Here is a 20374-nt window from a genome sequence, read left to right as displayed (position 1 = left end):
TTACAGCGCGGCGATGCCAAGCCGCTGGTCGCGGTCGCGCAGCAGGCGGATCACCGGGATGCTGAGCAGCACCATCCAGGCTTTGCCGATGATCTGGCCAGCCAGATAGTCGAGGCTGCCAAACGCCAGATAGAGAAACGCCACCGAGTCGACACAGAGGCCGACCAGGCTGGACAGCACCACGGCACGGATCAGGCCGCGCTTCTGCAGCGGCGTATAGACGGCGAAGTCGGCCAGTTCAGACAGCAGGAACGCCACCGCCGAAGCGATCACCAGGGCCGGCGGCGCCACCAGGCCCGAGAGCGCCGCGCCGACCAGGATCGCACCCAGCGTCCAGGCCTTGCCGAGCCGCCGCTGCACCAGATCGCGCAGCACCAGGGCCAGGCCGATCATCAGCACGCCACTGGGGGCCGTGATGCCAAAGGGGGCGACCGGGATCAGGCACGGCCCCTGCGGAATGCAGACGGTGCCGACATTGCCGATCAGCCAGTTGGCAGCAGGCACGCAGGCAATAAAGCCGGCGAGATAGGTAAAGCCTTCGAGACGCTGACGATCCATGGCAGGTTCCTTACCGCAAAAAGGTATGGCGGCGGCCGGGATATACGGCCACCGGGGCCGCCAAGCAACCCGGGTAGAATTTATCCTGTAATTCCAGTGTCTTAGGCGGCAGAACTGCTGGCCCAAGGTTGCGCAATCTCGGTCATGCCGCTGCAGCTGCCGTCGGCATTCAGCATCGCTACGGCCGGGCAGGCATAGTTCAGCGGCAACGGGTCGCGGCGCTTCGGCACCGCACCGGGGAATTTCGCCTTCACGGCGTCCTGCACCGCCAGATCGTGCTGCGGGTCATACCAGGGCTGCCCCATGATGCTGGCATCGATGCGCGGTTGATGGAAGGCGGCCTCCAGCGGCATGCCGTAATCGACCAGGAACGAGATGATCTGCATGACGGCGGGCATGATGCGTCGCCCGCCTGACGCACCGACCGCAAACAGCGACGTGTCGCCATCCAGCACCACAGTCGGCAACATATTGCTGAGCGGTCGCTTGCCGGCACCGATGGAGTTCGGTTTGCCCGGCGTCGGATCAAACCACATGATGCCGTTATTCATGGTGATGCCGCTGCCGGGCAGCATCGTGCAGCTGCCGAAAGCAGCCAGCAGAGTCTGCGTCACCGCCACCATGTTGCCGTCGGAATCCACGACGCAGAAATTGCTGGTGCAACTCTTGCCGTTGTCAGAATCGCCCATGCCAGCAAGCCGCTTTTCGTAAGCTGCCGTCAGCCCTTCGATATAGGCGACAAAGCTCTGTGCCGAGAGACCCTTGCGATCCAGCTTCGGGCCGGCGATTTCCAGCGCATCGCGCAGACTCGGCCCGGCAGTGAGATTGGGCGGCAGATGCAGGGTCTTGCCGCCATAACTGTAGCGCAGCGGTTCGACCAGACGGGCCTTGTAGCTGCGCAGGTCATCGGCGGAAATCTTCGATCCACCCTTGGCGAGATCGCTGGCGATGCTTTTCGCCAGCTCGCCTTCGTAATAGTCGCGGCCGCCGGCTTTGGCCAGCCGCTGCAGCGTGGCGAGCAGCGCATCATTCTTCAGGTAACCGCCCGCTTCCACTGCGGGCGGCAGGCCATCGGCGAGGAACACAGCTTTCGCTGCCGGCGACTTGATCAATGCACGCGCGGCATTCGTTACCTGCAGCACCAGGAACCAGTCGATCTCCATGCCGCGCCGCGCCAGTTCGATAGCCGGGGCCAGCAACTCGGCCCAGTTGCGCGTGCCGAAAGTTGCATGCGCCAGCCGCATGCCGTCCACCACGCCGGGCAGAGCCATGGAGGAATAGCCGTAGATGTTACGATCCTCCACCACACTGGGCCACCCGAACATGCTGTCATCCTGGCCGCCAACCAGTGGGTAATCGGACGGATCGAGTTTCGATGCACTGATCGCACTGAAATCGATCACATGGCCTTGCTTCTTCTTCGCATCCCAGATCTGCATGTAGCCGATACCGCCGACGCCGCTCATCCACGGCTCCAGCACGCCCAACGCAAAAGATGTGGCAACAGCCGCATCAATGGCATTGCCACCCTGGCGCAGCACTTCGGCACCCACATCGGCCGCCTTCTGGTTCTGGGCCGAGACAACGCCCCGTTTGCCGCTGGCGGCGGATTTGCGGAACTGCAGGGTACGATTCAGATTCGAGGACATGGCGAGGCTCTGATTTATTTGATGTTATTCGGCAGCGAAAGGATCAGCGACACGCGGCCAGTAGGGACCACGCACTTTCTGGAAGGGAATATCGGCGAAGTCCGACCGCATGGCGCCCGGCGCCTGCACATGCAGGATTTCACCGGCGATCGGCGCGAAGCCCGCATGGAAGTGCTGGGTCGATTTCACCACGATGATCGCCTTCTTCGCAACATCGATGCCGAATTGCGTGAAAGCACCGGGATGGAAGGTCTGTGTGCGAGTGGAGATCAGGACCAGATCGCGGTTGCCTTCGAATTGCAGCCATACCGCATCACCGATCGGCACGGCACCACTCAGGGCCGGTTGCATACCGTCTGTGATGATACGCTTGACCGTTACATTGAGATCGAGCGGGTCGCCCGAGGTCGGTCCGCATTTACCACCGAGCCGCAGATCGAAGACCGCACCCTCACCGGCGTCGCAGCAGAAGCGAACCGCCATCGGATCCCAGTACAGGCCGCTGACCACATTCTCGATGCCGCGTTCGATGATCCGGCGCAGGATGAAGGTGGCATCGCCCGGCGCGCCGCCGCCCGGATTGTCGGTTACGTCGGCCAGCACCACCGGACGCTTTACGGTTGCTGCCGTGGCGCGATCCAGCGCCACATCTATGCTCAGGTTCTGCGTCGCCGTCTGCTCGCGCAGATTCCAGATCTTGCGGCCGAACTCTTCCGCAACCGCCGCGGCCTTGCCGGCATCGCCATCGGCAATCACGATCATCTTGGCCGTTGCATCGGGCACGTCCTGCATCGGGAAGCCATGGGCAAACGATACAGAGAGAATGCCATCCTTGCCTTCCCGGGCCTGCATCTCGCGAACAAAGCCTGTCATCGGTTCCACCGGGGTGCGCCACAGGTTGATCATGCGCGTGTCGAACACCGCCATCACAGGCTTTGCCACGCCCTGATGCTTGGCCAGCAGGATATTATAAAGCTCCTGCGCCCGCTCCTTGCTGTCGGTATGGGGGTATTCCTTGAAGGTGATCAGCGCATCGGCGTTGGCCAGCATCTTTTCAGTAATGGAGCAATGCAGGTCAAGCTCGGCGCCGACGGCCGCCTTAGGCCCTACAATGGCACGAACTTTTTCCAGCAGGTCGCCTTCGCAATCGTCGTAGCCATCGGCGACCATGGCGCCATGCATGCTGAGCAGCACCAGGTCCACCGGCATCGCCGCCTTGAGATCGGCGAGGATTTCGTCGCGGAATCCTTCATACACCTTGCGAACAGTAATCCCGGCCGGCTGGGCAAAGGCTGACAGGCTTTCCGTCACCGTGGCCTGCTGCGCCTCGGCGGCCTGCCGCCAGACATGCAACGGGGCCGAGAAAAGGTTCTCCGGCCGCTTGGTTGCATCGCCACGATATAGCATCCATTCCCTGAAGCCGGCCTCGGCCGTGGGCAGGGGCGAGAAGGTATTGGTCTCCGTACCAAGACAGGCAATAAACACATTCATTGTGCGTGCTCCTCGCCCGGGCCGCAAATTCTAGAGGTGCCGCGAGTCGCCGGCATGAACCAATTCTTCGACATGAACCAATGTCTCCTGGTTATACGGTGGGCGCCACGGCAACAGGCATGCTGCCCAGCGAAGGGGCATTAAAGTAACTGCCTGCGATAGCGGCAAAGTTTTCTTGACCAAGGCACACATACCATGATCAGCTTTCATTAGCGGTCAAACAATGACAAGGGGGAGTGCTATGCGTTCGCGTCGATTCCACATGCTGGTTTCTGCCATTGGCCTGAGTATCGGATTGGGCCTGCTGGCCGGCGCAGCGACCACTGCCGTCGCCCAGGATAACAAAAAGGTGCTGCGCTTTATCCCGCATGCCGGTCTCCGCATCACCGACCCGATCATCACCACAGCCTTCATGTCGCGCAATCATGGCTACATGATCTACGACACCCTGTTCGGTGTCGACGACAAGATGCAGGTGAAGCCGCAAATGGTCGAGAAGTACGACCTCAGCGGCGACAAGCTCACCTATACCTTCATACTGCGCGATGGCCTGAAATTCCATGACGGCGCGCCGGTCACCTCGACCGACGTGCTCGCCTCGCTGAAGCGCTGGGGCGAGCGCGATACGATGGGCCAGAAGCTGGCCGAATACACGAAGGAATGGAAAGAAGTCGACGCCAAGACCTTCCAGCTGGTGCTGAAGGAGCCCTACGGCCTCGTCCTCGACTCGCTGGGCAAGCCCAGCTCGAACGTGCCCTTCATCATGCCCAAGCGCATGGCTGACACACCGTCCACCACCAATGTGACCGAGGAAATCGGCTCCGGTCCGTATCGCTTCATCAAGGCCGAATTCCAGCCGGGCGTGAAGGTGGTCTACGAGAAGAACCCGGACTACAAGCCGCGCAGCGAACCGGCCACGTTCACCAGCGGTGGCAAGGTGGTGAAGGTCGATCGCGTCGAGTGGATGACCATTGCCGACCCGCAGACCGCCATGAATGCCCTGATCAAGGGCGAGGTCGACATCTGGGAGCAGCCGGCCTTCGATCTTCTGCCCGAGCTGAAGAAGCAGAAGGATATCGAAATCCGCAACCTGCAGCCACTTGGCATGAACTACATGCTGCGCATGAACTGGCTGCAGCCGCCGCTGGATAACGTCAAGGTGCGTCAGGCCATCCTCCATGCTATCCAGCAGGAAGACTACCTGGCCGCCCAGGTCGGCGATCCGGACTATTACAAGGTCTGCGGTGCGATCTTTGGTTGCTCGACGCCGCTGGCGACCGATGCCGGCGCTGTCGGCACCAAGAAGGCCGATGTGGCCAAGGCCAAGAAGATGCTGGCAGACAGCGGCTACAAGGGCGAAAAGATCGTCATCATGGCGCCGACTGACCTGAACAGCATCAACCAGTTGCCGCTGGTATCGGCTCCCCTGCTGCGCGCGATCGGCGTGAACGTCGAAGTGCAGTCGATGGACTGGCAGACACTGGTCGGCCGCCGCGCCAAGATGGATCCGATCGATCAGGGCGGCTGGCATATCTTCCACACCGCCTGGGGCACTGCCGACATGATGAACCCCATCGCCAACGCCGGCACCAAGGGTCTGGGCAAGCAGGGCGGCTTCTTCGGCTGGACCGAAGATCCCGAGATGGAAAAGCTGCGCGACTCCTACGCCCGCGAACCCGATGCCGCCAAGCAGAAGGCCATCGCGGAAGCCGTGCAGAAGCGCCTGTATGAAATGGTGCACTACATTCCGCTGGGTGAATACTTCCAGCCGTCTGCCGTTCGTAAGAACGTCAAGGGCATGGTCGCAAGCCCGGCCTATGTGCTGTGGAATATCGAGAAGCAGTAAGAGAGTGACATTGCTGGCATGATTGTTGCGTAATTATTTTCCATGCTGCGTCTCATTCTCTCGCGTTTATTGGCCGCCATCCCCGTTATGGGGGTGGTGGCCATTTTCGTTTTCCTGCTGCTCCGCCTGAGCCCGGGCGATCCGGCCGCAATCCTGGCCGGCGATACGGCAACACCCGAGGCGATCGCCGCCATTCGCGCCGATCTCGGTCTCGACAGGCCAATCCCGGAGCAGTTTGTCACCTGGATCGGTCAGCTCGCACAGGGCGATCTCGGCAAGTCCGTGCTGTCAAAACAGCCGGTCGCCACCATGATCGGCCAGCGCGTCGAACCAACCATGTCGCTGGCGCTCACCACATTGATCTTTGCCATCGTGGTTGCCGTGCCGATGGGCATTCTGGCCGCCTGGAAACAGGGCAGCTGGTTCGATCGGGGCATCATGGCGCTGTCGGTCGCCGGCTTCTCGATCCCGGTCTTCGTGCTCGGCTATATCATGGTCTATGTCTTCTCGATGAAGCTCGACCTGTTCCCGGCACAGGGGTTCGCCCCATTGCGCGACGGCCTGCCGGCCTTCCTTGAGCGCATTGCGCTGCCGACAGTGACGCTCAGCTTCATCTATATCGCACTGTTTGCCCGCATCACGCGTACCGCGATGCTGGAGGTGCTGAACGAGGACTATATCCGCACCGCCCATGCCAAGGGCCTGAAGGAGCATGTGGTGCTGGTGCGCCATGCGCTGCGTAACGCCGCCATCCCGATCGTCTCGGTGATCGGCATCGGCTTTGCCTTGCTGATCGGCGGCGTGGTCATCACGGAAACCGTCTTCAACATTCCCGGCATCGGCCGCCTGGTGGTGGATGCCGTGCTCGGCCGCGATTATCCGATCATTCAGGGTATCATCCTGGTCTTCTCCGGTGTCTATGTGCTGATCAACCTGGCCATCGACATCGCCTATGTGTTGCTCGATCCCAGGATTCGTTACTGACCATGCGGCAAGTCTTTCGTCATGCGGCCTTCCGCAATCCTTCTGTCTTGATCGGCGGCGGCATCCTGCTGGTACTGCTGATCGTCGCCCTGCTGGCGCCACTGCTGACCGGGCATGACCCCGGCAGCATTGCGCCACGCTTCCGCCTGCGCGGCCCGTCGGACCAATTCATGATGGGCACCGACATGCTGGGCCGCGACGTCTGGACCCGCGTGGTACACGGTGCCCGCATCTCCCTGCTGGTCAGTGCCTGCGTCGCCAGCATCGCCATCTCCATCGGCCTGGTGATCGGCCTGGTCTCGGGCTATATCCGCTGGCTCGACGGGCCGATCATGCGTACCATGGATGGCGTGATGGCGATCCCCGGCATCCTGCTGGCCATTGCACTGGTCTCGCTCAGCGGCGCCTCGCTGCTCACCGTGATTGTCGCCATCGTGATCCCGGAAATCCCGCGCGTGGCCCGCCTGGTGCGCGGCGTCGTGCTGTCGATCCGCGAGGAGCCCTATGTCGAGGCGGCTGTCGGACTGGGCACGCCGACGGTGAAAATCCTGATCCAGCACATTCTGCCAAACACGCTCGCACCGCTGATCGTGCAGGGCACCTATATCTGCGCTTCTGCCATCCTGGTGGAAGCCATCCTCAGCTTCCTCGGTGCCGGTCTGCCGCCGGAAATTCCCACCTGGGGCAACATCATCGCCGAAGGCCGCGGGGTATTTCAGCGCGCGCCCTGGATCATCCTGTTTCCCGGCGGCTTCCTGGCCGTCACCATCCTGGCCGTCAACATCCTGGGCGATGGTCTGCGCGATACGCTCGACCCGCGCATGAAAAAGCGGCTGGGAGCCTGAGCCATGTCAGAGACCAAGACCGCCCCCGTCCTCAGCGTCAAAAACCTCTCTGTCGCCCTGCCCAAAGGCGGCGACCGTAGACTAGCAGTGCAGGATATCAGCTTCGAAGTGATGCCCGGCGAGATCGTCTGCCTGGTTGGCGAATCCGGTTCTGGCAAGTCGGTTACCGCCAGCACCGTGATGGGGCTGGGCAGCCTGCCGATTGTCAGCGGTGAAGTCCGCCTCGAAGGCGAAGACCTGCGCAAGGCCTCCAAGGCCCGCCTGCGTGCCTTGCGCGGTAGCCGCATGTCGATGATCTTCCAGGAGCCGATGACGGCGCTCAACCCGGTGCACCGGGTTGGCGAACAGGTGATCGAGCTGCTGAAGGCCCATAACTGGAAGGGCCGCGGTGTCAGCGCCGAAGAACGCGTGCAGCAGCTGTTTGCCGATGTGCATCTGCCCGATCCGGAACGTCTGCTCAATTCCTATCCGCATCAGCTTTCGGGCGGTCAGCGTCAACGTGTGATGATCGCCATGGCGCTGGCCCTGCAGCCCGCCCTGCTGATCGCCGACGAACCGACCACGGCGCTGGATGTCACCACGCAGGCGCAGATCCTGAAACTGCTGCGCGACCTGCAGCGCGAGCGCGGCACTGGCGTGCTGTTCATCACGCATGATTTCGGCGTCGTTGCCGATATCGCCGACCGCGTGGTGGTGATGCGCTATGGCGAGGTGGTGGAAAGCGGCAAGACCGAAGACGTGCTCTACCGGCCGCAGCACGATTATACCAAGATGCTGATCAAGGCCGTGCCACGCCTGAAGCCACGCGAAGCCACACCGATCACCACCGCAGCGGTGTTGCGCGCCGAGCATCTGCAGAAAATCTATGTCACCACCAGCATGTTCAAGGGCACGCGTGAAGTGCGTGCCGTGGACGATATCGCGCTTGACCTGCACAAGGGCCAGACGCTGGGTATCGTCGGCGAGTCCGGCTCGGGCAAATCGACCGCGGCACGCTGTGTCGCCCGCCTGATCGACCCGACCGGCGGCAAGGTGATTCTGGACGATACCGACATCGCTCATCTTGGTGTGCGCGCCCTGCATCCCTTCCGCCGCCGCATCCAGGTGGTATTCCAGGATCCCTATCGCTCCCTCAATCCGCGCCGCACCGTGGCCCAGTCGATCATTGAAGGCCCGCTGAACTATGGTGTCTCGCGCGCCGAAGCGCTGGAACGCGCCCGCAAGCTGCTGAACATCGTCGGCATCGACGTCAATGCGCTCGACCGCTATCCGCACCAGTTCTCCGGTGGCCAGCGCCAGCGCCTGGCGATTGCCCGCGCACTGGCCATGGAGCCGGAAATCCTGGTCGCCGATGAAGCCGTATCGGCGCTGGATGTCTCGGTGCAGGCCCAGGTGCTCGACCTGCTGGAACATATCCGCGACCAGTTCGGCATCGCCATTCTGTTCATCACCCATGACCTGCGCGTGGCCGCCCGCCTGTGCGACCGTATCGCGGTGATGCAGCGCGGCAAGATCGTGGAGTTTGCCGAAACAGCGAAACTCTTCGCCTCGCCGCAGCATGAGTATACCCAGCAGCTGTTTGCGGCCCTGCCGGGCCGCGACTGGCTGGAGGCCGAACTGGCCAGTTAGGCCAATCTCCCCAAAATCCACCGCGGAGGGTGCGATGTCAGCGCTTCTTGATCAGGTCGACCTGGCAGATATCAAGGGTGCGGTCGACAGCCTGCGCCGTGAGGCCACCGACCTGCTGGCCGATATGGTGCGCTGCCCATCGCTGCTGGGCGACGAAAAAAGTGCGCAGGATCTGGTGCGCGGCGTTTTCGAAGGCATGAATCTCGAAGTGGATGAATTCGCCATCGACGAGGCGAAGCTCAAAGGTCACCCCGGTTATTCACCATCCATCGTTTCCTATGATGGCCGGCATAATATTGTCGGCATCCACAGGCCGCGTCGCGGCACGCGCGGAAAATCGTTGATCTTCAACGGCCATATCGACGTGGTGCCGGTGGGCGCCGAGGCCCTGTGGACCAAGCCGCCGTTTGAGCCATGGATCGATGGTGACAAGCTCTACGGCCGCGGTGGCGGCGACATGAAGTCAGGCATCGTCGCCTATATCATTGCCATGAAAGCGTTGAAAAAACTGGGCCTTGAGCCAGCCGCCGAAGTGATCCTGCAGTCGGTGGTGGAAGAGGAATGCACCGGCAATGGAGCGCTCGCCTGTCTGGTGCAGGGTTATCGCGCCGATGCGGCCATCATCCCCGAACCCTTCAACGGTATCATGCATGCCCAGATGGGCGTGATGTGGCTGGCGCTGGAAGTCGCTGGCAAGCCGGTGCATGCCTCCGTGGCGCATACCGGTGTCGCCGCCATCGATTTTGCCCTTTACATGTTCGGCGAACTGAAAAAGCTGGAGCATCAGTGGAATGCGCCGGAGGGTCGTCATGCCGAATATCATGCGCATGAGCATCCGGTGAATTTCAACCTTGGCAAGATCCACGGCGGCGAATGGGCTTCCTCGGTGCCAACCGCCTGCCGCGCCGACATCCGCCTCGGCTTCTATCCCGGTATCACGCCGGCTGAGGTGCGCGAGACCGTCGAAAAGCTGTTCGCCGAGGCGCATCGCAAGCATCCGCAGAACAACAGCATCGAATACAAGGTGATCTACGAGGGCTTTCAGGCCGAGGGCTTCGTGCTCGACATCAATACACCTATGGTGACCACGCTGGCAGACTGCCATCGCAGCGTCACCGGCAGCGATGTTGCCTTCAATGCCTTTACCGGCACCACCGACGCGCGCTTCTTCAATCTTTATGGCAATATCCCCGCCACCTGCTATGGCCCGGTCGCCGCCAATATTCATGGCATCGACGAATGGGTCTCGATCGACAGCATGATGGAAGTCGCCAGCGTTCTGGCGACCTTCACTGCGCGTTGGTGCGGTGTGAACCGTCTGTGAAGATAAAAAGAACACCACCGTTCGCCATGAGGCTGCCATGACCGAGCTGCACACCCTGAGTGCCCATGACCTGTGGATGGGCTATCGCACCGGCGCGATCTCACCCGTGGAAGCCACCAAGGCGGCGCTCAAGCGCATTGAGCTGTGGGAACCCAAGATCAATGCCATGTATGTCATTGACGCCGAGGGTGCCCTGACGCAGGCCAAGGCCTCGGAGCAGCGCTGGCGCAAGGGCCAGCAACTCAGTCCGCTGGACGGCGTGCCGATCACGCTGAAAGAGAATATCGCCAGCAAAGGCGTGCCCACGCCAGTGGGCACGGCAGCGGCGATCCTGACCCCCAGCGCTGTGGATGCCCCGCCGGCAGCCCGTGTGCGCGAAGCCGGTTGCGTATTCCTCGGCAAGACTACGATGCCGGATTTCGGCATGCTGGCCTCGGGTGTTTCCAGCCTGCATGGCACCACACGCAATCCGTGGAATCTGAAGCGCAATACCGCAGGGTCGTCATCCGGCGCCGGCGCCGCCATCGCCGCCGGCTATGGCCCCTTGGCGCTCGGCACCGATATCGGCGGCTCGGTGCGCCTGCCCGCCGCCTATAATGGTATTTTCGCGCTGAAGCCCAGCCTGGGCCGCATCCCGATCAACCCGCCCTATCTCGGCCGTGTCACCGGTCCGATGACGCGCACGGTGATGGACAGCGCCCTGCTGATGAACCATCTGACCCTGCCAGACGGCCGCGATTACATGTCGCTGCCCTATCAGGAGCAGGACTATCCCAAGCTGCTGGATGGCGAGGTGAAGGGCCTGAAGATCGGTCTGCTGCTGGATGCCGGCCTGGGCATCCCGGTTCAACCGGCGGTGAAAGACGCCGTGGAGCGGGCTGCGAAGCTGTTCGAAGCGGCCGGTGCGATCATCGAACCGATCAAGCCCTTCATGACCGCGGCAATGGCCGACGGGCTGAACACCTTCTTCCAGTCTCGCGCCTATACCGATTTCGCCGCCATGGCGCCGGAGCGCCAGGCGAAGGTGCTGCCCTATATCGCCGCCTGGTGCCGCGCGGCGGCGGACTATACCGCCACCGATGTCATGCGGGCGCTTGGCCAGGTTTTCAGCCTGCGCGAAGCCACGGTCGCCGCCACCCTACCTTATGATTATGTGCTGAGCCCGACCTCGCCGATCACCGCCTATGACGCCGAGGAGGCCGCGCCCGGCAACGATCCGCAGTTCAAGTCGGAGCACATCCGTTTCACCGCGCCGTTCAACCAATCGGAGCAGCCCGCGGCTTCGATTTGTGCCGGATATGACAGCGATGGCCTGCCCATCGGCCTGCAGATCGCCGGCCGCCGCTTCGACGATGCCGGCGTTCTGCGCATGGCCCATATATACGAGCAGATACGCCCGGCCCTGCGCCCCTGGCCGGAGCCTTAATTCCAAACCGTCTTCCCTCGTCAGGCAAAACCCGCTAAGCATCCGCCATGACCATCGTGGTTTCTGGCGGCACCGGCTTTATCGGCCGACACTTGGTGCGGCATCTCGTCGAAAGCGGCGAGGATGTGCATGTACTGGCACGCCAGGGGTCGCGCACCGACGGCCTGCCAAATGCCGCAATACTGCATCGCATAGATGACCCGCTGACCCTTGGCCCGCTACTGCTGCAAATACGGCCCAGCACCTGCTATCACCTGGCCACGCGGTACATGCATGACACCACAGCCGCCGAGATTCCTGCCCTGCTGGCAGCCAATCTCGGCTTCGCTACGCAATTTGCAGATGCCGCCACCCGTAGCGGGTGTCGCGCCTTTGTTAACACTGGCACGGCATCGCAACTGAATGTGCGCGGCGCCTACATGCCAGCTTCGCTCTATGCCGCTAGTAAGCAAGCCTTCGAAGATTTTCTGGTCTATTTCGACCGTCGCACTGGTCTGCCCTGCGCCACCGTATTGCTCTATGATACCTATGGCCCTGATGACACGCGTAACAAGCTGCTGATGCAGCTAGTTGCAGCCGCGCGGACCGACACTGAGATCGCACTGAGCCCTGGCGAGCAGGAAATTGATCTGCTGCACATTGATGATGTCGTTATGGGCCTCTTCGCCGCCGCGCAGGCACTGCATAATGGTGCCGCACATCCCGCACATTATGCCCTGTCATCAGGTCGGCCGCTGAGCATTCGCGCATTGGGCGATCTGATCGCGACGATCAACGGGCGCCCACTGCGGGCAGCCTGGGGCAGTCGCCCCTATCGCGACGGTGAAATCATGCAGACCTGGAAAAATGGAACGCCGCCACCGGCCTGGAAACCGCGGCAGACACTGGAAGACTTTCTGCGCAAGGCGCTAAAAGCTTAATCTTGGCACGACTATACCTTTGCCTTGGCGATAAAGGCTTCGATCGGCCCGTAGAATTCGGCTTCGAAGGCGCGGATTTTTTCGTCCGGCCAATCCCACCAGCGAATCGCCAGCAGTGCCGAGACAATCTCGGGCGCAAACCGGTATTTCAACAGCACCGCCGGATTTCCGACTACGATGCCGTAAGCCGACACATCGCGTGCCACCACAGCACCCGCGCCGATGATAGCGCCATCGCCCACCGTGACGCCGGACAGGATCATGGCTCGCGCACCGATCCACACGTCATTGCCGATCCTTACCGGGCCTTTGGTGACAGCATCGGCATTGCCGGCATCCGGTGCCAGCAGCTTGGTACGGAATGGATAGGTCGAGACCAGACCGGTGGGATGATCGGCGCGGCCGAAAATCAATACTTCCGGGCCGATCGAGCAGAAAGCCCCGATGCTGATCGGCGCCGAAGCATGCGGCTGCACGAAATTGCGTTTCGATAGGCCGTAAGTATGACGACCGACACTAACATGCGCTGGCCAGCCTTTAGCTTTGCGCAAGCCAAGCTTTTCCCGCAGACGGCGCCATCCGGACATGTCAGTTGCCTTTCCAGTCGGGCCAGCCGTCATCGCGCGGATTGATCACCAGCGGCGCAAAGGGCCAGTCGATGCCGATGGCTGGATCATTCCAGCGCAGGCCGGCAGCGCAGCCGGGCCTTTCGCCATCGCTGAGTTCATACAGCACATCGGCATCGTCGCTCAGCGTGATGAAACCATGCGCAAAACCATCGGGCACGAACAATGCACGCGGCGTTTCTGCCGTCAGTTCAAGGCCGAACCATTTGCCACGCGTGGCCGAACCGGCGCGGATATCGACCACGACATCGAAGATCGAACCACTGAGGCAGCGCACCAGTTTGGCCTGGCTGGCCGGCGCAGCCTGGAAATGCAGGCCACGCAGAGTACCGCGTTTCGCATTATGGCTGATACCGCTCTGGCGCGGCGTAAACAAGATGCCTGCCGCAGCGAAAGCATCTACATCGTAAAGGCGGTGAAAATAGCCGCGCTCATCGCGGCTCGGCGCGGTCTCGACCGTGAACAGTCCGTCAAAGCCGGTCGCCGCGATCTGCATCAGAAAAGCTGCAGTTCCGGGATGGCGATGACGAAATGCCCACCCCAGTTGCGGACCTGCGCCTGTTCGGCTGCAACTTCGTTCTTCAGGTTCCACGGCAAGATCAGCAGGTAGTCAGGCCGGTCGGCGGCAATCGCTTCCGGCCCGCGGATTGGAATCTGCGATCCCGGCAGCAGGTGATTCTGCTTGTGCGGATTCTTGTCGTACACCGCAACGATATCCTGCGCGGTGATGCCGCAGTAATTCAGCAGCGTGTTGCCCTTGGCCGCCGCGCCATAAGCACAGACCGTTTTGCCGTCCGCCTTCGACGCCGCCAGGAAGCCACGCAACTCGTCACGCACCGCCATCACCCGCGGGGCAAAATCATCATAGGCCACTAGAGCATCCAGTCCGGCCGCAGCTTCCTTTTTGCGGATCTGCGCCAGACCCGGCGCATTCGCATGTGTCGCATCGCGATGGCAGACAAACAACCGCAGCGAGCCGCCGTGGGTCGACAACTCCTCCACATCGAAGACGCGCATGCCATGGGCAGCGAAAATCCTCTCGGCCGACAGCAGCGACAGGTAGGAATAGTGTTCGTGGTAAATGGTATCGAACTGCACCTGTTCTATTAGGTTCAGTAAATGAGGGAATTCTACCGTCAGCACGCCCTGTGGTTTCAGCAGGACTGGGAAGCCGCTGATGAACTGGTTGAGTTCCGGTACATGAGCCATCACGTTATTGGCCGCCATCAGATCGGCCGCCCTGCCGGCATCACGCAGCCGCTGTGCTGTATCACGGTTAAAGAAGGCGACCTCGGAGGGAATACCCTTCTGTTCGGCCACGGCGGCGACATTGGCTGCCGGCTCCACACCCAGAACGCCAATGCCGGCTGTCTTAAAATGTTGCAGCAGATAACCGTCGTTGCTGGCGACCTCGATCACCAGCGACTGTGGACCGAGGCCAAAGCGCTTAGTCATCGCTTCCGAATAGCGCCGCGCGTGTTCAACCCAGCTGGTAGCGTAAGACGAGAAATAGGCATAGTCGGAAAAGATCGCTTCGGCCGGCACATCATGGTCCACCTGCACCAGTAGGCAACTATCACAGACGCGGGCATGCAGCGGATAGCGCGGTTCCGGCTTTCCAGCCTTATCCATAGCAACATAAGAATTGGCCAGTGGCTGCATCCCCAAATCGACGAAGCTGCGCGTCAGCGGCGCATGGCAAAAGCGGCACTCACTCATAATCCATCCTCAAAAGCAGCAATCTGCCGGTCGGTCAGCACGGCAGCATCGCTGCCTGCCAGCCAGTCACGATACCACGTCACGGTGGCATTCAGCGCAGCCTGGGTAGCGAATTGCGGCTGCCAACCCAGCGCGGCTGCCGCCTTACGAGCGTCCAGCGCCAACACACCTTTCTCAGCCAGTTCCGACCTCGGCTCATGACGCCAAGCCGGCGCGCCGAAGGCTTTCGTCAGGCTGGTCGCGATCTCACCCACCGTGATGGACTGATCGTCCAGCGGGCCGAAATTCAAACTTTTCGGCAGGCCAGGTTTCTGGACGTGCAAAGCCTCGGCATAAAGCAGGTAGCCATATACAGGATCGAGCACATGCTGCCACGGCCGGGTCGCTTCCGGCCGGCGAAGGATCACACTCTCCTGCTTCTGTGCAGCGCGCACGATATCCGGGATCAGGCGGTCGGCTGACCAGTCGCCACCGCCGATCACATTACCGGCGCGCGCCGTGCCCACTTTGTGCCGACCAGCAAAAAAACTCTTCACCCAGCTGTGGGTGGCGATTTCGGTAGCGGCTTTTGAAGCTGAATAAGGATCGTCGCCACCCAACGGTGCATCTTCAGGGAAAGCCGCACCGCTTTCGTTGTTGGCATAAACCTTGTCAGTGGTGACGATCACGGCGGTCAGCGGTTGCGGATAATGGCGCATCGCCTCCAGCAAGTTGATCGTACCGATCACATTGGACGTCCAGGTGCTGACCGGGTCGCGATAGCTAGCCGGTACCAAAGCTTGGGCAGCCAGATGCAGCACGATATCAGGTCTGGAGTCCGTCAGCGCCTCCCGCACTGCCGCCGCGTCGCGCAGATCGGCCAGCCATTCACCGGCCAGCGGCGTCTTCAGCTGCGTATGCAGGCTGGGGTCAGTATCCGGCGGCAATGCAAAACCGTAGACCGTGACACCCAGCCGGGTCAGCCAGCGTGCGGCCCAGGCGCCCTTAAAACCGGTATGACCGGTCAGCAGGACGCGACGGCCGCGCCAGAAGTCGCGCGTCAGCGCCATCGGTTCAGGCCCACGTCTTCCAGGGCGCCTTGCCGCTGGCCCACAGTGCTTCGAGCACGCTGCGTTCGCGCACGGTGTCCATCGGCTGCCAGAAGCCATCATGGCGGAAGGCACGCAGCTGGTCCTGCGTGGCCAGCCTTTCCAGCGGCTCGCGTTCCCAGATCGTGCTTTCGTCGACGATATAGTCCAGCACCTTGGACGACAGCACGAAAAAGCCGCCGTTGATCAGGCCGCCATCGCCGCGCGGTTTCTCGCGGAAACCGGTAATGCGATCCCCCTCCAGGGTCAGCGCGCCGAAACGGCCCGGTGGGCTGACCGCCGTCATCGTCGCCAGCTTGCCATGGGCACGATGGAAGGCGATCGATGCCGTGACATCGATATCGGCAACGCCATCGCCATAGGTGAGGCAGAAGGTCTCTTCATCCTGCAGCCAGCGCGCGACGCGCTTGAGACGGCCGCCGGTCTCGGTCGCCTCGCCGGTTTCCACCAGCGTGACTTTCCACGGTTCAGGCGCGCCGCTGAGGTATTCCAGTCGGTTGTTGGCCAGATCAACCGTCACGTCGGCAGCATGCAGTACGTAGTTGGCGAAATATTCCTTGATCATGTACCCCTTATAGCCAAGGCAGATCACGAAATCGGTGATGCCATGCGCCGCGTAGATCTTCATGATATGCCACAGGATCGGGCGGGTGCCGATCTCGACCATCGGTTTGGGTCGCAGCACGCTTTCCTCGGCTATGCGGGTACCGCGCCCGCCGGCCAGAATCACTGCTTTCATCTCGACTTCATCCCCATCAGATAAGCCAGCGTACCGCAGAACCGGCCCGCATCGCGCAGGCCCTTGTTGCGGAAATCGGTGAGCAGGTAAAGCGGCGCCTTGAGGCCGAAGCGCAGGAGGGCTGGCAGGGCGATCCGCCACATGGCGGCGCGGCCACGATACTTGCGCTCGATATAGAGCCGCGACCAAGCCATATGCCAGAACTTCTCCCAATGCTTGTCCCAACTGCGCTTGATCGAGCCCCCGCCGACATGATCGGTGACTGCATCAGCAACACGGATCAGGCACCAGCCGGCCCGGCGCAGGCGGATGCAGAAATCATCATCCTCGTAATAGAGGAAAATCGCCGGATCGAAGCCAGGCACTGCATCGAGCGCGGCGCGGCGCACCAGCATAGCCGCACCTGAAACGTAATCCGCGCAGATATCGCCTTCGGGTTCAGGGTCGGTCCGCTTGGCTGACATCCCAGCCCGGCGGAACATGTCCACATCGTGCGAGACTTCCCAGCCGCCGGCCGGGGTGCGCAGGGCCGGTGCCAATACGCCGGCCTCGGGATAGCGCTCAGCGGCCGCGAGGAGCCGATCCAGGCAGTCCGGTTGGAGCTTGGCATCGGGATTGACCAGCAGCACGAAATCGCCAGCCGCCTGCGCCAACCCCTGGTTGGCAGCATTGCCGAAACCGCGGCCGATATCATTGGCGATGATGGTGGCTTGCGGCACCCGGCTGCGAATCAGGTCGCGGGTCGAATCACGGCTGGCGTTGTCGGTCACCACCAGCGGTCGGCCCGGCGGCAAATGGGCGAGGAACTCGCCGATTACGCGCTCGCTGTAATGGGTTACGGTCACGACTGTCACCGTTGGGGCCACCGTTTTGGTCACTGCGCGCGTCACGTTTCTGGCTAAGGGTGTTGCGTCGGTGGGTTTTACACAGATTCGCCCGCCCTTGCGAGGTTTTGCCTCGGCTGGACTTGTATATACAATTGAACTTATACTCCCCCTGATTACACTTCGGGGGCAGGGAAACCGATGTCCGGGTCAGCAGCCACGCAGCACGGACCGACGCCGCGGTATCGCCGGGTCAAGGAATTCATCGTCAAGCATATCGAAGGCGGCGACTGGCGCGCCGGTGACCAGGTGCCCTCGGAAAGCGCCCTGGTCAAACAGCTCAAGGTCAGCCGTATGACGGTGAACCGGGCGCTGCGTGAGCTGACCCATGAGGGTCTATTGGTTCGCGTTCAGGGCACCGGAACCTTTGTGGCCGAGAAGCGGCCGATCTTCAATCTGGTCGAACTGCGCAATATTGCCGAGGAAATCGCCGAACGCGGCCAGCGCCATGCCGCAAGGGTTGAACTGCTGAACGCCGAAAAAGCGAGCCAGGAGACCGCCCGCGATCTCGGCCTCAATGCCAATGCCGCCGTCTATCATTCCGTACTGGTGCATCTGGCCGATGGCATCCCGCTGCAGGTGGAAGACCGCTTCGTCAATCCTGCGACCGCTCCCGGTTATCTCGATGCGGATTTCACGGCCATCACGCCCAATGAATTCCTGATGCAGACGGCACCTGCGACCGAGGTCGAGCATATCGTCGAGGCCGCCATGCCGGATGCGCGGATTCGCAAGCTGCTCAAAATGAATGCGAACGAACCCTGCCTGCGGCTGCGTCGCCGCACCTGGTCGGGCAGCCAGATCGTGACCACGGCCACCTTGTGGCACCCCGGCCACGCGCATCGCTTTACCACCCGCTTTTCCTACCGCGCCGACGGCACGTCCAAGCGCACCTATCTGTAAGAGGCCGCCATGTCCGATAACCGTCGCGACAACACCCGTGTGATCCGCAGCCCGCATGGTAGCGAGCTGCATACCAGCAACTGGCAAATCGAAGCCGCTTACCGGATGATGCGGAACAACCTCGACCCTGACGTGGCCGAAAAACCGGAAGAGCTGGTGGTCTATGGCGGCATCGGCAGGGCGGCGCGCAACTGGCAGGCCTTCGATCAGATCCAGAAGGCCCTCACCGCCCTCAAGCCCGATGAAACCCTGCTAGTACAATCGGGCAAACCGGTTGGGGTGTTCCGCACCCATGAGGATGCGCCCCGCGTGCTGCTGGCCAATTCCAACCTAGTGCCGGAATGGGCGACCTGGGACCATTTTCATGAACTCGACCGCAAAGGCCTGATGATGTACGGCCAGATGACGGCCGGCTCCTGGATCTATATCGGGAGCCAGGGCATCGTGCAGGGCACCTACGAAACCTTCGTCGAGATGGGCCGCCAGCATTACGGCGGTAACCTGAAGGGCCGCTGGATTCTCACCGCCGGCCTGGGCGGTATGGGCGGTGCCCAGGCACTTGCCGCCACCATGGCTGGTGCCTCGATGCTGGCCATCGAATGCCAGCCGTCGCGGATCGAGATGCGGCTGCGCACCGGCTACCTCGACAAACAGGCCGAAACGCTGGACCAGGCGCTTGGCCTGCTCAATGAAGCCAAGGCAGCCGGTAAGGCCATCTCGGTAGGGCTTCTGGGCAATGCCGCCGAAATCCTGCCCGAGATGGTGAAACGCGGTATCCGCCCTGATGCTGTCACCGATCAGACCAGCGCCCATGATCCGCTGAATGGCTATCTGCCGGCTGGCTGGACATTGGAGAAGTGGGAAAAGGCCAAGGAGGCCGATCCGCAAAGCGTGATTAAAGCCGCGAAGGATTCGATGGCGGCTCATGTGCGCGCCATGCTGGCCTTCCAGAAGCAGGGGATTCCGACCTTCGATTACGGCAACAACATCCGCCAGATGGCCAAGGAAGTGGGCGTTGCCGAAGCATTCGATTTCCCCGGCTTCGTGCCGGCCTATATCCGGCCGCTGTTCTGCCGCGGCATTGGTCCATTCCGCTGGGTCGCGCTGTCAGGCGACCCGGAGGACATCTACAAGACCGACGCCAAGGTGAAGGAACTGATCCCTGATGATCCCCACCTGCATACCTGGCTCGACATGGCCCGGCAGCGCATCCATTTCCAGGGTCTGCCGGCGCGTATCTGCTGGGTGGGCCTGGGCCAGCGTCATCGCCTCGGCCTGGCCTTCAATGAGATGGTGGCCCGGGGCGAATTGAAGGCCCCCATCGTGATCGGCCGTGATCATCTCGATTCCGGATCGGTGGCCAGCCCGAACCGCGAAACCGAGGCAATGAAGGACGGCTCTGATGCCGTTTCCGACTGGCCGCTGCTGAACGCGCTGCTCAACACCGCATCGGGCGCGACCTGGGTGTCCCTGCATCATGGCGGCGGTGTGGGCATGGGCTTTTCCCAGCATGCCGGCGTCGTCATTGTTGCCGATGGCACTGCCGCTGCAGCAAAACGGCTGGAACGCGTGCTATGGAATGATCCGGGCACTGGCGTCATGCGCCATGCCGACGCCGGTTATGATCTGGCGGTGGACTGCGCCCGCGAACAGGGTTTGACCCTGCCTTTCCTGGCCAGATGAAAGGAAATCTGACTGCCTGCTCAGCAGGTTGACCGGAAAACCAGCAATCCAGAGGCATTG

Annotated in this window: 18 protein-coding genes; 9 read left to right on the top strand and 9 right to left on the bottom strand. The window is 61.8% G+C overall.

Features of this window, described 5'->3' with window-relative positions:
* The 3 genes from AAG821_RS09165 to AAG821_RS09155 all read right to left on the bottom strand — a co-directional run bounded on the left by AAG821_RS09165 (position 1) and on the right by AAG821_RS09155 (position 3698).
* A complete protein-coding gene (locus tag AAG821_RS09165; RefSeq protein ID WP_341910049.1) occupies positions 1-558 on the bottom strand; it encodes a VUT family protein in 558 nt (185 codons plus the stop codon).
* A 101-nt stretch (positions 559-659) separates the two neighbouring features.
* Positions 660-2207 (bottom strand): gamma-glutamyltransferase, encoded by a 1548-nt coding sequence (locus AAG821_RS09160; RefSeq protein ID WP_341910050.1) that lies wholly within the window; start codon positions 2205-2207, stop codon positions 660-662.
* A 24-nt stretch (positions 2208-2231) separates the two neighbouring features.
* Positions 2232-3698 (bottom strand): M81 family metallopeptidase, encoded by a 1467-nt coding sequence (locus tag AAG821_RS09155; protein WP_341910052.1) that lies wholly within the window; start codon positions 3696-3698, stop codon positions 2232-2234.
* 241 nt (positions 3699-3939) lie between these two features.
* Between AAG821_RS09155 and AAG821_RS09150 the strand changes: the two genes are divergently transcribed.
* Genes AAG821_RS09150 through AAG821_RS09120 form a run of 7 tightly spaced genes read left to right on the top strand, consistent with a single transcriptional unit; the run spans position 3940 to position 12672 of the window.
* Positions 3940-5544 carry an ABC transporter substrate-binding protein gene (locus AAG821_RS09150; RefSeq protein ID WP_341910054.1) on the top strand — a complete coding sequence of 535 codons (1605 nt, stop codon included), beginning with the start codon at positions 3940-3942 and terminating at the stop codon, positions 5542-5544.
* Positions 5545-5586: 42 nt separating this feature from the next.
* Complete coding sequence (locus AAG821_RS09145) at positions 5587-6528, top strand: ABC transporter permease (protein WP_341910056.1); 942 nt, start codon at positions 5587-5589, stop codon at positions 6526-6528.
* Positions 6529-6530: 2 nt separating this feature from the next.
* Positions 6531-7373, top strand: coding sequence for an ABC transporter permease (locus AAG821_RS09140; RefSeq protein ID WP_341910058.1), 843 nt, complete (start codon positions 6531-6533; stop codon positions 7371-7373).
* Between the two features lie 3 nt (positions 7374-7376).
* The gene (locus AAG821_RS09135) at positions 7377-9002 is read left to right on the top strand and encodes an ABC transporter ATP-binding protein (RefSeq protein ID WP_341910060.1); all 1626 of its coding nucleotides are present in this window, start codon (positions 7377-7379) and stop codon (positions 9000-9002) included.
* Between the two features lie 34 nt (positions 9003-9036).
* On the top strand, positions 9037-10326 hold the full coding sequence (locus tag AAG821_RS09130; RefSeq protein WP_341910062.1) for an ArgE/DapE family deacylase: 1290 nt from the start codon (positions 9037-9039) through the stop codon (positions 10324-10326).
* 37 nt (positions 10327-10363) lie between these two features.
* Positions 10364-11752, top strand: a complete 1389-nt coding sequence (locus tag AAG821_RS09125) for an amidase (protein WP_341910065.1) — start codon at positions 10364-10366, stop codon at positions 11750-11752.
* Positions 11753-11799: 47 nt separating this feature from the next.
* The gene (locus tag AAG821_RS09120; RefSeq protein WP_341910067.1) at positions 11800-12672 is read left to right on the top strand and encodes an NAD(P)-dependent oxidoreductase; all 873 of its coding nucleotides are present in this window, start codon (positions 11800-11802) and stop codon (positions 12670-12672) included.
* 11 nt (positions 12673-12683) lie between these two features.
* Here the strand turns inward: AAG821_RS09120 and AAG821_RS09115 are convergent, their stop codons facing one another.
* The 6 genes from AAG821_RS09115 to AAG821_RS09090 form a co-directional block, all read right to left on the bottom strand.
* Complete coding sequence (locus tag AAG821_RS09115) at positions 12684-13148, bottom strand: CatB-related O-acetyltransferase (protein WP_341910069.1); 465 nt, start codon at positions 13146-13148, stop codon at positions 12684-12686.
* Between the two features lie 112 nt (positions 13149-13260).
* Entirely contained in the window at positions 13261-13794 is a 534-nt protein-coding gene (locus AAG821_RS09110) for a dTDP-4-dehydrorhamnose 3,5-epimerase family protein (protein WP_341910071.1), read from the bottom strand.
* Positions 13794-15017, bottom strand: a complete 1224-nt coding sequence (locus AAG821_RS09105; RefSeq protein ID WP_341910073.1) for a class I SAM-dependent methyltransferase — start codon at positions 15015-15017, stop codon at positions 13794-13796. The genes AAG821_RS09110 and AAG821_RS09105 overlap by 1 nt, the downstream gene beginning before the upstream one ends.
* Positions 15014-16066 (bottom strand): CDP-glucose 4,6-dehydratase, encoded by a 1053-nt coding sequence (gene rfbG, locus AAG821_RS09100; protein ID WP_341910074.1) that lies wholly within the window; start codon positions 16064-16066, stop codon positions 15014-15016. Before rfbG ends, AAG821_RS09105 begins: the two co-directional genes overlap by 4 nt.
* A gap of 4 nt (positions 16067-16070) precedes the next feature.
* Complete coding sequence (gene rfbF / locus AAG821_RS09095) at positions 16071-16844, bottom strand: glucose-1-phosphate cytidylyltransferase (protein WP_341910076.1); 774 nt, start codon at positions 16842-16844, stop codon at positions 16071-16073.
* On the bottom strand, positions 16841-17689 hold the full coding sequence (locus tag AAG821_RS09090; RefSeq protein ID WP_341910078.1) for a glycosyltransferase family 2 protein: 849 nt from the start codon (positions 17687-17689) through the stop codon (positions 16841-16843). Before AAG821_RS09090 ends, rfbF begins: the two co-directional genes overlap by 4 nt.
* A gap of 180 nt (positions 17690-17869) precedes the next feature.
* Between AAG821_RS09090 and hutC the strand changes: the two genes are divergently transcribed.
* Both hutC and hutU read left to right on the top strand, forming a co-directional pair.
* A complete protein-coding gene (gene hutC, locus AAG821_RS09085; protein ID WP_341916249.1) occupies positions 17870-18631 on the top strand; it encodes a histidine utilization repressor in 762 nt (253 codons plus the stop codon).
* A gap of 9 nt (positions 18632-18640) precedes the next feature.
* Positions 18641-20314: a urocanate hydratase gene (hutU, locus tag AAG821_RS09080; protein WP_341913915.1), complete on the top strand. Its 1674-nt coding sequence runs from the start codon at positions 18641-18643 to the stop codon at positions 20312-20314.
* The last annotated feature ends 60 nt before the right edge of the window (positions 20315-20374 follow it).

The organism is Ferrovibrio terrae, assembly GCF_943372915.1.
GTDB classification, from domain to species: Bacteria; Pseudomonadota; Alphaproteobacteria; order Ferrovibrionales; family Ferrovibrionaceae; genus Ferrovibrio; species Ferrovibrio terrae_A.
Note: the sequence above shows the minus strand (reverse complement) of the source record. Positions and strands in the feature narration are given on the sequence as shown.

What these genes read in the sequence shown, in the direction of transcription:
- AAG821_RS09165 (WP_341910049.1), bottom strand. Translation starts at nt 558, where the DNA reads ATGGATCGTCAGCGTCTCGAAGGCTTTACCTATCTCGCCGGCTTTATT.
- AAG821_RS09160 (WP_341910050.1), bottom strand. Translation starts at nt 2,207, where the DNA reads ATGTCCTCGAATCTGAATCGTACCCTGCAGTTCCGCAAATCCGCCGCC.
- AAG821_RS09155 (WP_341910052.1), bottom strand. Translation starts at nt 3,698, where the DNA reads ATGAATGTGTTTATTGCCTGTCTTGGTACGGAGACCAATACCTTCTCG.
- AAG821_RS09150 (WP_341910054.1), top strand. Translation starts at nt 3,940, where the DNA reads ATGCGTTCGCGTCGATTCCACATGCTGGTTTCTGCCATTGGCCTGAGT.
- AAG821_RS09145 (WP_341910056.1), top strand. Translation starts at nt 5,587, where the DNA reads ATGCTGCGTCTCATTCTCTCGCGTTTATTGGCCGCCATCCCCGTTATG.
- AAG821_RS09140 (WP_341910058.1), top strand. Translation starts at nt 6,531, where the DNA reads ATGCGGCAAGTCTTTCGTCATGCGGCCTTCCGCAATCCTTCTGTCTTG.
- AAG821_RS09135 (WP_341910060.1), top strand. Translation starts at nt 7,377, where the DNA reads ATGTCAGAGACCAAGACCGCCCCCGTCCTCAGCGTCAAAAACCTCTCT.
- AAG821_RS09130 (WP_341910062.1), top strand. Translation starts at nt 9,037, where the DNA reads ATGTCAGCGCTTCTTGATCAGGTCGACCTGGCAGATATCAAGGGTGCG.
- AAG821_RS09125 (WP_341910065.1), top strand. Translation starts at nt 10,364, where the DNA reads ATGACCGAGCTGCACACCCTGAGTGCCCATGACCTGTGGATGGGCTAT.
- AAG821_RS09120 (WP_341910067.1), top strand. Translation starts at nt 11,800, where the DNA reads ATGACCATCGTGGTTTCTGGCGGCACCGGCTTTATCGGCCGACACTTG.
- AAG821_RS09110 (WP_341910071.1), bottom strand. Translation starts at nt 13,794, where the DNA reads ATGCAGATCGCGGCGACCGGCTTTGACGGACTGTTCACGGTCGAGACC.
- AAG821_RS09105 (WP_341910073.1), bottom strand. Translation starts at nt 15,017, where the DNA reads ATGAGTGAGTGCCGCTTTTGCCATGCGCCGCTGACGCGCAGCTTCGTC.
- rfbG (WP_341910074.1), bottom strand. Translation starts at nt 16,066, where the DNA reads ATGGCGCTGACGCGCGACTTCTGGCGCGGCCGTCGCGTCCTGCTGACC.
- rfbF (WP_341910076.1), bottom strand. Translation starts at nt 16,844, where the DNA reads ATGAAAGCAGTGATTCTGGCCGGCGGGCGCGGTACCCGCATAGCCGAG.
- hutC (WP_341916249.1), top strand. Translation starts at nt 17,870, where the DNA reads ATGTCCGGGTCAGCAGCCACGCAGCACGGACCGACGCCGCGGTATCGC.
- hutU (WP_341913915.1), top strand. Translation starts at nt 18,641, where the DNA reads ATGTCCGATAACCGTCGCGACAACACCCGTGTGATCCGCAGCCCGCAT.